9 protein-coding genes and 2 pseudogenes are annotated in these 12379 nt (G+C 59.6%); 1 reads left to right on the forward strand and 10 read right to left on the reverse strand.

Annotation, left to right across the window (positions count from 1 at the left end; all coding sequences use genetic code 11):
- Positions 1-5 precede the first annotated feature (5 nt).
- The 10 genes and pseudogenes from trpB to leuC form a co-directional block, all read right to left on the reverse strand.
- A complete protein-coding gene (trpB, locus tag C2846_RS10285; RefSeq protein ID WP_080050818.1) occupies positions 6-1223 on the reverse strand; it encodes a tryptophan synthase subunit beta in 1218 nt (405 codons plus the stop codon).
- Positions 1216-1833 (reverse strand): phosphoribosylanthranilate isomerase, encoded by a 618-nt coding sequence (locus C2846_RS10290; protein ID WP_119701386.1) that lies wholly within the window; start codon positions 1831-1833, stop codon positions 1216-1218. Before C2846_RS10290 ends, trpB begins: the two co-directional genes overlap by 8 nt.
- Before the next feature lie 57 nt (positions 1834-1890).
- Positions 1891-2751 (reverse strand): tRNA pseudouridine(38-40) synthase TruA, encoded by an 861-nt coding sequence (gene truA, locus C2846_RS10295; RefSeq protein ID WP_119701387.1) that lies wholly within the window; start codon positions 2749-2751, stop codon positions 1891-1893.
- Positions 2751-2933: pseudogene (locus C2846_RS19120) on the reverse strand (FimV C-terminal domain-containing protein); the annotation flags it as partial. The gene truA and the pseudogene C2846_RS19120, both read right to left, overlap by 1 nt.
- A gap of 1842 nt (positions 2934-4775) precedes the next feature.
- A pseudogene (locus C2846_RS19125) lies at positions 4776-5582 on the reverse strand (type IV pilus assembly protein FimV); the annotation flags it as partial.
- Positions 5583-5702: 120 nt separating this feature from the next.
- Complete coding sequence (locus C2846_RS10305; protein ID WP_080050822.1) at positions 5703-6722, reverse strand: aspartate-semialdehyde dehydrogenase; 1020 nt, start codon at positions 6720-6722, stop codon at positions 5703-5705.
- 164 nt (positions 6723-6886) lie between these two features.
- Positions 6887-7999 carry an aspartate-semialdehyde dehydrogenase gene (gene asd, locus C2846_RS10310; RefSeq protein ID WP_080050823.1) on the reverse strand — a complete coding sequence of 371 codons (1113 nt, stop codon included), beginning with the start codon at positions 7997-7999 and terminating at the stop codon, positions 6887-6889.
- Between the two features lie 79 nt (positions 8000-8078).
- Positions 8079-9158: a 3-isopropylmalate dehydrogenase gene (leuB, locus tag C2846_RS10315; protein WP_119701431.1), complete on the reverse strand. Its 1080-nt coding sequence runs from the start codon at positions 9156-9158 to the stop codon at positions 8079-8081.
- Between the two features lie 58 nt (positions 9159-9216).
- Complete coding sequence (leuD, locus tag C2846_RS10320) at positions 9217-9864, reverse strand: 3-isopropylmalate dehydratase small subunit (RefSeq protein ID WP_080050824.1); 648 nt, start codon at positions 9862-9864, stop codon at positions 9217-9219.
- Positions 9864-11294, reverse strand: a complete 1431-nt coding sequence (gene leuC, locus C2846_RS10325; RefSeq protein ID WP_080050825.1) for a 3-isopropylmalate dehydratase large subunit — start codon at positions 11292-11294, stop codon at positions 9864-9866. Before leuC ends, leuD begins: the two co-directional genes overlap by 1 nt.
- A 145-nt stretch (positions 11295-11439) precedes the next feature.
- Here leuC and C2846_RS10330 point away from each other — a divergent pair, with 145 nt between their 5' ends.
- Positions 11440-12318, forward strand: coding sequence for a LysR family transcriptional regulator (locus C2846_RS10330; RefSeq protein WP_119701389.1), 879 nt, complete (start codon positions 11440-11442; stop codon positions 12316-12318).
- The last annotated feature ends 61 nt before the right edge of the window (positions 12319-12379 follow it).

Here is a 12379-nt window from a genome sequence, read left to right on the forward strand (position 1 = left end):
CTCGTTCAAATACTGATGCCGTCGATACCGGCGACCGTGTGGATGTCCTTGTCGCCACGACCGGACAGATTGACCACGATGTGCTGATCAGGCCGCATGGTGCGGGCCAGCTTCATCGCATAAGCGACCGCGTGACTAGATTCCAACGCAGGCATGATGCCTTCGACCCGGGTCAATTCGCGGAAGGCCGCAAGCGCCTCATCATCGGTAGCGTCCACGTAATTGACCCGGCCAATATCCTTGAGCCAGCTATGTTCAGGGCCTACACCGGGGTAATCGAGACCAGCCGAAACCGAATGAGTTTCGATGATCTGCCCATCTTCATCTTCCATCAAGTAAGTGCGGTTGCCGTGCAACACACCCGGACGCCCGGCATTCAGCGGAGCCGCATGCTGACCGGTCGCCAGCCCGAGTCCGCCAGCCTCAACCCCGTACATGGCCACACCTTCATCCTCCAGGAATGGATGGAACAGCCCGATGGCGTTGGAGCCTCCCCCGACACAGGCCACCAGGGCATCAGGCAGGCGTCCAGCCTGGGCCAGACACTGGGCGCGAGCTTCGCGACCAATCACGCACTGAAAATCCCGCACCAGTTGCGGATACGGATGCGGACCGGCCACAGTCCCGATAATGTAGAAAGTGTTGTCGATATTGGTTACCCAGTCGCGCATGGCCTCGTTCATCGCATCCTTGAGGGTCTTGGAGCCGGAGGTAACCGGAATCACCTCGGCACCCAACAGCTTCATGCGATAGACATTCAGTGCCTGACGCTTGACGTCCTCCGCGCCCATGTAGACCTGGCACTGCAAACCCAGGCGAGCGGCAACTGTAGCGGTGGCCACGCCATGCTGGCCAGCACCAGTCTCGGCAATCACCCGTGGCTTGCCCATGTGTTTGGCCAGCAGCGCCTGACCAATGGTGTTGTTAACCTTGTGCGCGCCGGTGTGATTGAGATCCTCACGCTTGAGCCAGATTTGCGCGCCGCCCAGCTTGGCCGTCAGCCGTTCAGCCAAATACAGTGGCGAAGGCCGACCGACATAGTGCGCCAGATCACGATCAAACTCGGCCTGGAACGCGGGATCGACCGACAATTGGCGATAGAGCGCCTCCAGATCTTCGAGCGCATCCATCAGTGTTTCGGAGACGAAACGCCCGCCGTAGGGGCCGAAATGGCCGCGCGCATCGGGCACTGCCGCATAATCGATTCGGGTTGAGTCAGACACGCTTCACCTCATGAACAAAAGCGTTGATTTTATTCGCATCCTTGATGCCTTTGGCGGCTTCAACACCGCCACTCACATCCACCGCCCAGGGTTTAACCCGAGACACGGCCTCGGCCACATTGCTGGCATCCAAACCACCTGCCAACACCAGCGACCAGCTGCGCTCGGACGGGATCATCGACCAGTCAAAGGTCAGGCCGGTCCCACCCGGAACCCCAGGTTTGAAACTATCGAGCAAAATTCCGCTAGCCGAAGGCCACTGACTCGCCAGGGCATTCAGATCATCGCCGGCACGCACCCGTATGGCTTTGAGATAAGGCCGGCCAAACTGCAGGCAATAAGGCTCTGGCTCATCGCCGTGAAATTGCAGCACATCCAGCGGAACCTGCTCCAGCACGGCGCGGACCTGTTCGGCTGGCGCATCGACAAACAGGCCAACCGTGGTTACAAAGGGGGGCAAAGCCCGGACTATTTCAGCTGCACGTGCCGGCTCGACTGCCCGAGGGCTCGGCACATAAAACACCAGACCAATGGCGTCAGCACCCGCCGCAGCCGCCGCGCTGGCGTCCTCGACACGGGTAATCCCACAGATTTTCACACGCGTTGCCATCGACCAGTACACCATCGGGAAACAAGGGTTGGATACTAACAGATCGCCCCGACAGCGTCAGTCCTGTGCGTTCAGCGCCGCCAGAAAGTGCGGCCCCATATAACGCTGCGGCAATTCGAACTGCTCGGGATAGGTCACATCCACCAGATAAAGCCCATAGGCTGGTGCGGTCAGCCCGCCTTCACGCCGATCTCGCGCCTGCAGAACCTCCGCCGCCCAGTTCTCTGGACGCTCACCAGCACCAATCTGCATCAGCACCCCGGCAATATTACGCACCATGTGATGCAAGAAGGCATTGGCGCGGATATCCAGCACGATGAAACGACCAAAGCGGATCAGTTCCAGATGATGCACGGTCTTGACCGGCGACTTGGCCTGGCAGCCGATGGCCCGGTACGAGGTAAAGTCATGCTCTCCCACCAGCGCCCGGGATGCCCGCTGCATCCGCTCAAAGTCCAGAGGCCGGTAATTCCAGGTCACCTCGTGGGCCAGGTGCGCCGGGCGAATCGGGTCATTGTAGATGACGTAGCGGTAACGCCGGGCCATGGCCGAGAAGCGGGCATGAAAATCCATGGGCACGACCTTGACCCAGCTCAGACTGATATCAGGAGGCAGATTGGCATTGGCGCCATGAATCCAGTTCAGCGCCTGACGACGGGCGTTGCTGTCGAAGTGGATGATTTGGCAGGAAGCATGCACCCCGGCGTCAGTGCGCCCGGCGCAGGCGACCTGGACCGGGTGATTAGCCACCCGAGACAACGCCTTTTCAACCGCTTCCTGAACGCTAGGCACACCCTCTTCCTGGCGCTGCCAGCCTCGATAGGCGGTCCCCCGGTATTCGACACAGGCCGCCACCCTGGAAACAACAGCGGCCGCCCCATGGGCGGCCGCGTCGAAGTGATTGGAATCACTGCTCATCAGTCAGTCAATGTCTCCATCATGCTGCGAGCTTCCTGCTGCTGCTGCTCGTTGCCTTCATCGATCACCTCGGAGAGGATATCCCGGGCACCTTCATTGTCGCCCATGTCGATATAGGCCCGAGCCAGATCCAGCTTGGTCGCGCACTCGTCAGTACCAGAGAGGAAGTCAAACTCATCATCATCCATGTCATCCCCCAATGGCACACCCTGCTCTGCCGGGCTGGCAGTATCCTCAGTTGCGTCGCCGAGGTTATCGGCCGCATCACCATCGGCCTCTTCAAGCTGGGCGCCCTGCGCTGCCATCGCCGAGCTGAGTTCATCCTCAAAGCCCATCAGATCTTCATCAGACAGGGCAAACGCATCATCAGCCTGCGGCTCGTCAACGCTCAACGGCTCATCCTGAACCGGCTCACCAGCCTCAAACTCGGCCAGCAGGTTATCGGCCTGCAGATCATCGGTGAGTGACAGATCGAAGTCTTCGTTCAGATCAAGCGAGGCCAGCTCTTCGGCGGGCTCTTGCACAGCCTCTGCGACTGCTTCCGGCTCCAGAGTATCCAGGTCGAAATCCAGATCGAACGCGCTCTCGCTGCTCTCGACACTCTCGCCGCTCTCAGCACTTTCCTGCTCGTCCTTCAGCGACGGCTCATCCAGAGTGAAGTCCACTGCAGCAGCTTCAGCAGAGTCTTCAGCATCCAACTGGCTATCGTTCAACTCAGCCTCAAAGTCACTGAAGTCAAAATCCAGGTCATCGGCTACTTCAGGCTCGGCAGGCTTGTCAGCACTGACTGCGTCATCGCTAGCCGGGGCTGCGGGATAGTCAATCGGCTGGTCGCGCTCATCTTCGGCAACCACCGCTGCCGCCCCCAGGGCTGCAGCCGCCATCAACGGGAAGCGAGCGTTCAGTGCCTGCAACTCGCTTTGCGCAGTGCTCTTATTACGCAGCACTTCAGCCTGAGCGGCATAGCCGAGGCTATTGTCACGCAGGGCATGCACTTCCATCAGCTTGAGCCGCAGCTCATCGCGCTCAGGGTCAGCCCCAATCGCAGCCTGCAGCACGTCCGCAGCTTCATCCAGCTTGCCATAGGCAATCAGCGCATCGGCTTCGGTTAACGGATCACCGGCAATATCCAGCTCTTCGCTACCCTCAAGCTCATCGAAGCCCGCCAGAGCGACATTGAAATCATCACTGGCTGAGCCGGTATCGTCCCCCTCCCGGTCGGCCTCAGCAATAAACTCTTCTACCATTTCCGCTTCACGCCGGGCGTTGCGACGAGCTACAGCCATCAACACCAGCAGCAGCACCAGCAGTGCCAAGGCACCACCACCCAGCAACAGCGTCTGATTCTGCATCAGTCGCTGCAACATGGCTTCCGGCGACTGGTCTGCGGTCGAGGCCGGTGTCACTTCAGCGCTTGGCGGGCTAGGCGGAGTTATCGCATCACCAGCACCAGGCTCCTGACCAGCGATAGTTGCCGCGGGCACAGGATCTTCATCTTCGCTCAAGTCTTGCTCGATGCGCTCAAACTCAGCAAGTTCGTCGCGTTCGGCCGGCTGCTGTGCAAAGTCCTGAGCAGCCTCCTCAACCAACTCCTCAGATACCGGCTCGAGCTCCTGTTCAGCTACTGTTTCATCCAGGGGCTCAGGCAGTATGTCCGGCAGAGCCTCATCACGACCCAGCTCCTGCTGCAAGGCAGCCAACTGGGCATCCTTGAGCTCCAGCAAACGTTGCAGCGTGTCAAGCTGACCCTGAACCTCAGCCAGACGTTCGTTCAGTTCAGCCTTTTCACGCTCGGTCGAATCCAACTGCTCCTTGGTCCGATCCAGCACATCGCGCAACTGGCCGTTACCGGCCTGATCGGCAGCATCGGCGCCGCCGTCGACCGACTCATCAGCAGCCGCCACCAGACGCAACGCATCGCCCCTCTCGGCCTGCGCCGGGGCCGCCCCAGCAGTTTCACGCTGACGCGCATCAAGTTGCCGCTGACTGGCTTGAGCCTGGCGCGCAGCCTGCCAACTGGCGTTCTGCTGGGCGACTTGGGCAATCGCATCAGCCTGACTGCGGCTACGGACCTGTTCTGCGTCAGGTAAACGCAGAGTTTGGCCAGCCCGCAGTTGATTGATGTTGCCATCAATGAACGCATGAGGGTTCAGGTCCAGAATCGCCAACATGGTTTGGTGTACAGAAGCACCGGCCGGGCGATTCTGCAGGGCGATATCCCAGAGCGTATCAGAGCGACTGGTCTGCAATTCGCTTCGAGCGGCTGCAGACCGCACTGGAGCGACTGCGGCTGGTGCGGCAGCCGGAGCCGGCGTGCGAACGATCGGAGCAGGAGGGGTTGCTGGCGGACTGACCGGAGCCGAAGCAGAAGTGACCGCTGCCGGCTGGTATAGCGGCGGGTCAAGCAGCAGAGTAAATTCCCGCAGCACGCGCCCGGACGGCCAGCGCACCTCAATCAGGAAGTTAAGATAGGGTTCACGCACCGGCCGCTCGGAAGTCACCCGAATCAAGGCCCGGCCACCCTCCACCACCGGCGTGAATTTCAGGTCGGTCAGGAAGAAGGGGCGCTCGATACCGGCTCGACCGAAGTCGTCCGGCGTCGCCAGTGCGGCCAGAATCTCCGCACTGGACAAGTCGCGAACCTGCAACAGCTCGATATCTGCCTGCAACGGCTGATTCAGAGCCGAGTGCAGATTGATCTCGCCTACTCCCAACGCCTGAACCACACCCGAAGACATCAAGGCGCTTGCTGCGGCGACGGCCAAAACCAGTTTGCGAACCATAGCGAAAATCCTTTGCTTTATCGTTTTCTCTCGCGTCTGCAGAACCATTGCCCGGATTGGCCAACTACCTCCCCACCCAATCCGGACAACCTAAAATCGCTGAGTCCAGGCAACCCGTCAAGGCAACAAACCTAAGCTGCTGGATACGAAATCAACAGCAAGTATCGATTACAACAAGCCTTTTATCAACAGCTCAACCGTCTGAAGACTATTAAGTGCCACACCTTTTCGCAGATTATCCGACACAGTCCACATATTAATCCGACGCGAATCCCCGGAGTCGGTACGCAAACGCCCCACCCACACCTGATCGCTGCCTGTAGCATCGGTAACCGGCGTCGGGAAGCCCCCAGCCGCTGGCTTGTCCAGCAGTTTCAGACCATCGAGTTTGCGAATCGCGCTATTGATACGCTTGAGCTCGAGGGTTTCTCGGGTTTGCACTTGCAGCACCTGGGCATTGCCATAGAACAGCGGCACCAGCACGCAGGTGATCGATACCAGCAACTGCGGCAGACCCAACACTCGGCGCAGATCCTCAGCGAACTGCTGCTCCGGCAGAGTGCCACCATCATCCAGCGGCTCACCAACCCGGGCCAACAGATTGAACGCTACCTGCTTGTCAAACACGCCCTTCTCGACCGGCTGGCCATTGAGCAGCTTACCCGTCTGCATGGCCAGCGCCTCTAGCGCCTCCTGCCCTCGGGTCGACATCGATTGATAGGTTGCCAGCACCAGCGCTTCAAGCCCTGCACTCAGCAGCGGCTGCACAGCCAGTGCTGCCTGCACCACCTGACTATCGGCGGCACAAACTTTTGCACCCCGGGTGCAGCCGGCCAGCACCTCATCATTGACCCCGGCCACCACCAGCGGCACCTCTGGACATTCACGCAAAGCACCAGTCGTATCCACCACCATACAACCCGCAACACTGGCCTTGTCGGCCCAGTCATTGGTCAGCGCCGGATCACCAAGAAACAGAACTGCCTGCACTTCGGTGAAATCAAAACGTTCCAGCGGCTCGACCTTGAGGCTTTGCCCCTTGACCATCAATCGACCGCCGGCAACTGCTTCAAGGTCCACCAGGCGCACCTGAGCGAAGGAGAACTCATGATCCTCAAGCACGGCCAGGACCGCCTCCCCTGCCAGATTCTCAACCCCAACAATCGCCACACTCACGGCTGCACTCATAAGCCTTCCGGTCTCACTTTCTTTGATTACACATAATCTGACGGTTCAATCAGCACCAACCTGGTCAGCACCCGACTGAATATCAGCACAACTCAAACACAAAGGGCACCCCCGCTTGCACAGGGGTGCCCTCCTATAGCCGGGCGGCCTGCCGCCCGGCCATCTCAACCTTCCTGCAGGATGCGCAGCATCCGCCGCAGAGGCTCGGCGGCCCCCCACAGCAACTGATCACCGACAGTAAAGGCCGACAGATACTGCGAGCCCATGTTGAGCTTGCGCAAGCGCCCCACCGGCACAGTCAGAGTACCGGTCACGGCGGTCGGGGTCAGATCGCGCAGAGTATCTTCCTTGGCATTGGGCACCACCTTGGACCAAGGGTTGTGCGCATCGAGCATGGCTTCGATATCAGCCAGCGGCACGTCCTTGTTCAGCTTGATGGTCAGAGCCTGGCTATGGCAACGCATCGCACCGATCCGCACGCAGATACCGTCAACCGGAATCGGCCGGGCGCTGCGACCAATGATCTTGTTGGTTTCAGCCTGGGCTTTCCACTCTTCACGGCTCTGGCCGTTCGGCAACTGCTTGTCGATCCAGGGGATCAGGCTGCCAGCCAGCGGCACGCCGAAATGCTCGGCTGGGAAGGACTCACCACGCAGGGTGTCGGCCACCTTGCGGTCGATGTCGAGGATCGCGCTGGCCGGATCGGCCAACTCGTCAGCCACGCTTCCCTTGATCGCCCCCATCTGATTGATCAGCTCACGCATGTTCTGGGCGCCGGCGCCAGAGGCAGCCTGATAGGTCATGGCACTCATCCACTCGACCAGGCCGTTCTCAAACAGCCCGCCCAGCCCCATCAGCATCAGGCTGACGGTGCAGTTGCCACCAACAAAGGTCTTGACCCCGTCGCGCAGTGCCTGATCGATACTGCGACGGTTGACCGGGTCGAGAATGATCACCGCGTCATCTTCCATCCGCAGCGTCGAAGCCGCGTCGATCCAGTAGCCGTTCCAGCCTTCAGCCCGCAGCTTCGGATAAACCGCCTGAGTATAGTCACCACCCTGACAGGTAATGATCACATCCATCGGCTTAAGCGATTCCAGGTCAAAGGCGTCCTTTAGCGCAGGAATGTCCTTGCCCACATCCGGACCACGACCTCCGACATTGGAGGTGGTGAAGAACACTGGCTCGATCGCAGCGAAGTCATTTTCTTCACGCATGCGCTGCATCAGCACGGATCCGACCATGCCACGCCAGCCAACCAGACCAACTCTTTTCATGACAACAACCCCCCGTGGGGTAACAATTCATAGACAGCTACGCCCGACCGAGGCCGGGCGCGATGGAAAGTCGTACAGATTACAGGTTTTTCAGCGCCGCGACCACGGCGTCACCCATCTGTACGGTACCGACTTTCTGGCAACCTTCGGCCATGATATCGCCGGTACGCAGCCCCTGGTCCAGCACCAGACTCACCGCCTGTTCGATCGCATCGGCCGCGGCCACTTCATTGAAGCTGTAACGCAGCATCATCGACACCGACAAGATGGTCGCCAGCGGGTTGGCTACACCCTGTCCGGCAATATCCGGGGCACTGCCGTGGCAGGGCTCGTACATGCCCTTGTTGCCGGCATCCAGCGAGGCCGACGGCAGCATGCCAATCGAACCGGTCAGCATCGAGGCCTGGTCGGAAAGGATATCGCCGAACATGTTGTCGGTAACGATCACATCGAACTGCTTGGGTGCACGCACCAGCTGCATGGCGGCATTATCTACATACATGTGCGACAGCTCGACCTCGGGATAGTCCTTGGCCACTTCCTCGACCACTTCACGCCAGAGCTGACTGGAAGCCAGCACGTTGGCCTTGTCGACCGAACAGAGCTTCTTGTTGCGCACCATCGCCATATCGAAGGCCACCTTGGCAATCCGGCGCACTTCGCTTTCGCTGTAGGGCAGCGTGTCGTAGGCCATCCGCTCGCCGTTATCCAGCACCTTGCGCTCGCGCGGCTGGCCGAAGTAGATGCCGCCCGTCAGTTCGCGCACGATCAGAATATCCAGCCCCGATACCACCTCAGGCTTGAGTGTCGAAGCCGCAGCCAGTTGCGGATACAGCAGAGCAGGACGCAGATTGCCGAACAACCCCAGCTGAGAACGGATCTTCAGCAGGCCGCGCTCGGGGCGCAGTGCCGGGTCAATTGTGTCCCACTTGGGGCCACCCACTGCACCGAGCAGGATCGCATCAGCAACGCGCGCGCGCTCCAGGGTTTCATCAGCCAGCGGCACCCCATAACGATCATAGGCGGCACCGCCCAGATCGTCATGACTCAGCTCTACCCCCAGGTCGAACTTGTCGTTGGCAACGTTCAGCACCTTGACCGCTTCGGCCATGATCTCCGGACCAATACCATCACCGGGGAGGATAAGGATATTTTTCATGTACTTGTACAGCTCCCAATATTCAGATGTGGCGGCCAGAGGCCGCCAGCTCATCGCTTTACTTGATTGCCCCGAACAGCCATGGCTGGCTCTGGCGGTGCTTTTGCTCGAAGCTGCGAATGGCCTCGGCATCCTGCAGAGTCAGACCAATATCGTCCAACCCGTTGAGCAGGCAGTGCTTGCGAAAAGCATCGATTTCAAAACCGTACTGCTTGCCGTCCGGTCGAGTCACGGTCTGAGCGGCCAGATCGATGGTCAGCTCATAACCCTCTTCCGCTTCTGCCTGCCTGAACAATTCATCAACATCTTCTTCAGATAAAACAATAGGTAACAAACCATTTTTGAAGCTGTTGTTGAAGAAAATATCGGCAAAGCTCGGCGCGATCACGGTGCGGAAACCGTACTCATCCAGCGCCCAGGGCGCATGCTCGCGGCTCGATCCACAACCAAAATTCTTGCGCGCCAGCAGTACGCTAGCACCTTGATAACGCGGCAGATTGAGCACGAACTCCGGATTCAACGGGCGCTTGGAACAATCCTGCCCAGGGTAGCCCTCATCCAGATAACGCCACTCATCGAACAGGTTCTGACCAAAGCCGGTACGCTTGATCGACTTGAGAAACTGCTTGGGAATGATCTGATCGGTATCTACATTGGCCCGATCGAGCGGAGCCACCAGGCCGGTATGCTGGGTAAAAGCCTTCATCAGCGGGCCTCCTCTGCGAGCATTTCACGAACATCGACAAAATGACCTGCCACCGCGGCGGCGGCCGCCATCGCCGGGCTGACCAGGTGAGTACGTCCGCCATTGCCCTGGCGGCCTTCGAAGTTACGGTTCGAGGTCGAAGCGCAATGCTCGCCGGACTGCAGGCGATCAGGGTTCATCGCCAGACACATGGAGCAACCCGGGTCGCGCCACTCGAAACCGGCGGCCTTGAAGATCACGTCCAGCCCTTCACGCTCAGCCTGCTCCTTGACCAGACCAGAACCCGGCACCACCATCGCTTGCTTGACACTCGCGGCCACCCGGCGCCCCTTGGCCACCACCGCGGCAGCGCGCAGATCCTCGATCCGCGAGTTGGTGCATGAGCCGATGAACACCCGGTCAACCTTGATCGAAGTAATCGGCTGATTGGCTTCCAGGCCCATGTACTGCAAGGCCCGCTCATAGCCACTGCGTTTGACCGCATCCGTTTCAACTGCCGGATCCGGCACCCGATCATCGACCGGCACGACCATCTCCGGCGAAGTACCCCATGACACCTGCGGCTTGATCTGGGCAGCATCGAGCTCGACCACGCTGTCGAACCTGGCGTCAGCATCCGAAACCAGGCCCTGCCAAGCTGCAACAGCGACATTCCAGTCCGCTCCCTTCGGTGCATAGGGACGATCCTTGACGTAAGCGATGGTCTTCTCATCGCAGGCTACCAAGCCAACCCGAGCACCCGCTTCGATCGCCATGTTGCAGATGGTCATGCGCCCTTCCATCGACAGCTCACGAATGGCCGAGCCACCGAACTCGATCGCGTGGCCATTGCCGCCGGCAGTACCAATCTTGCCGATCACCGCCAGCACTATATCCTTGGCGGTAACGCCGAAGCCGAGCGTGCCTTCGACCTTGACCAGCATGTTTTTCATTTTCTTGGCCACCAGGCACTGGGTTGCCAGCACATGTTCGACCTCGGAGGTACCAATGCCATGAGCCAGAGCGGCGAAGGCGCCGTGGGTGGCAGTGTGCGAGTCACCGCAGACGATGGTCATGCCCGGCAGGGTGGCGCCCTGCTCTGGGCCAACCACGTGGACGATACCCTGACGACGATCGGTCATCTTGAACTCGAGGATCCCGAAGTCGTCGCAGTTCTCGTCCAGGGTTACAACCTGCAACTTCGAGACTTCGTCTTCGATACCGGCAACACCAGCACTACGATTGGTGGTCGGCACGTTGTGGTCTGGCGTGGCCAGGTTGGCGTCGATCCGCCATGGCTTGCGCCCGGCCAGGCGCAACCCCTCGAAGGCCTGCGGCGAGGTAACCTCGTGCAGCAGGTGGCGATCAATATAAATAAGGGCCGAACCATCATCCCGTTGCTTGACGAGATGCTGGTCCCAGAGCTTGTCGTAGAGCGTCTTGCCGGACATGCTGAACTCCTGGATCAGGCTGTGACTGCCGGTGCGCCAATGGTCGCCCGCCAGTGCGTTTTAATGACGAAGCCATGATAAGCGCTGGCCAACAATAAAACTAATTCATAATATTCATGCATTGGATAACCAAGAGGAATCCAACATGGATACTGCCAACCTGGTAGCTTTTCTCGCCGTCGCCGACAGCGGCTCGTTTTCCCGGGCTGCCGAACAGTTGCACCTGACTCAGCCAGCAGTCAGCAAACGTATCGCGATGCTTGAGCAACAGCTCGACACCCGACTGTTTGACCGGATCGGCCGGCATATCAGTCTGACCGAAGCCGGGCGTGCGCTGAAGCCTCGGGCCGAGCAGATTTTGCAGGTGCTCAGCGACACCCGCCGGGCTCTGGGTAATCTGTCCGGCCAGGTACGTGGCCGCCTGAGCATGGCCACCAGCCATCACATCGGTCTGCACCGCCTGCCGCCGGTGTTGCGCCGGTTCACCAAAGCCTATCCGGGGGTAGCGCTGGATATCCAGTTCCTTGATTCCGAAGTCGCCTATGACAAGGTGCTGCACGGAGAAATCGAGCTGGCAATCATCACCCTGGCGCCCCAGATCGAAGCCCCGATCATGGCTCACACTATCTGGAATGATCCACTGGAGTTTGTCAGCGCGCCAGAACATCCGCTGAGCCAGCTCAGTGAAGTGAGTCTCAAGCGTCTGGCCGACTACCCCGCGGTTTTCCCCGGGCCCAATACCTTTACCCACCGGGTGGTCAGCGCCCTGTTTGAGCAACACGGCATCAGGCCCGATATCGGCATGAGTACCAACTACATGGAAACCATCAAGATGATGGTATCGATCGGCCTGGCCTGGAGCGTGCTTCCGCGCACCATGCTCGATAACCAGGTTCATGTGCTGAACATCCCCGGTGTACAGTTGCAACGCCAGCTCGGCTGCATCTGGCATAGCGGGAGGACCCGCTCGAACGCTGCCAGCGCACTGATCGAGCTGCTGCAAGCCGAACCTGGCCAGCAATAACCAGCGTCGCTGGCGAGCCTGTGCGCGGCAACATACACTCCAATCATTCCATCAGCCGCGC

The organism is Pseudomonas jilinensis (genome assembly GCF_003586265.1).
In the GTDB taxonomy this organism is placed as follows: domain Bacteria; phylum Pseudomonadota; class Gammaproteobacteria; order Pseudomonadales; family Pseudomonadaceae; genus Halopseudomonas; species Halopseudomonas phragmitis.

Excerpts from the sequence above, each read along its gene's own strand:
- C2846_RS10290 (WP_119701386.1), bottom strand. The coding sequence starts at position 1,833 with ATGGCAACGCGTGTGAAAATCTGTGGGATTACCCGTGTCGAGGACGCC.
- truA (WP_119701387.1), bottom strand. The coding sequence starts at position 2,751 with ATGAGCAGTGATTCCAATCACTTCGACGCGGCCGCCCATGGGGCGGCC.
- C2846_RS10305 (WP_080050822.1), bottom strand. The coding sequence starts at position 6,722 with ATGAGTGCAGCCGTGAGTGTGGCGATTGTTGGGGTTGAGAATCTGGCA.
- asd (WP_080050823.1), bottom strand. The coding sequence starts at position 7,999 with ATGAAAAGAGTTGGTCTGGTTGGCTGGCGTGGCATGGTCGGATCCGTG.
- leuB (WP_119701431.1), bottom strand. The coding sequence starts at position 9,158 with ATGAAAAATATCCTTATCCTCCCCGGTGATGGTATTGGTCCGGAGATC.
- leuD (WP_080050824.1), bottom strand. The coding sequence starts at position 9,864 with ATGAAGGCTTTTACCCAGCATACCGGCCTGGTGGCTCCGCTCGATCGG.
- leuC (WP_080050825.1), bottom strand. The coding sequence starts at position 11,294 with ATGTCCGGCAAGACGCTCTACGACAAGCTCTGGGACCAGCATCTCGTC.
- C2846_RS10330 (WP_119701389.1), top strand. The coding sequence starts at position 11,440 with ATGGATACTGCCAACCTGGTAGCTTTTCTCGCCGTCGCCGACAGCGGC.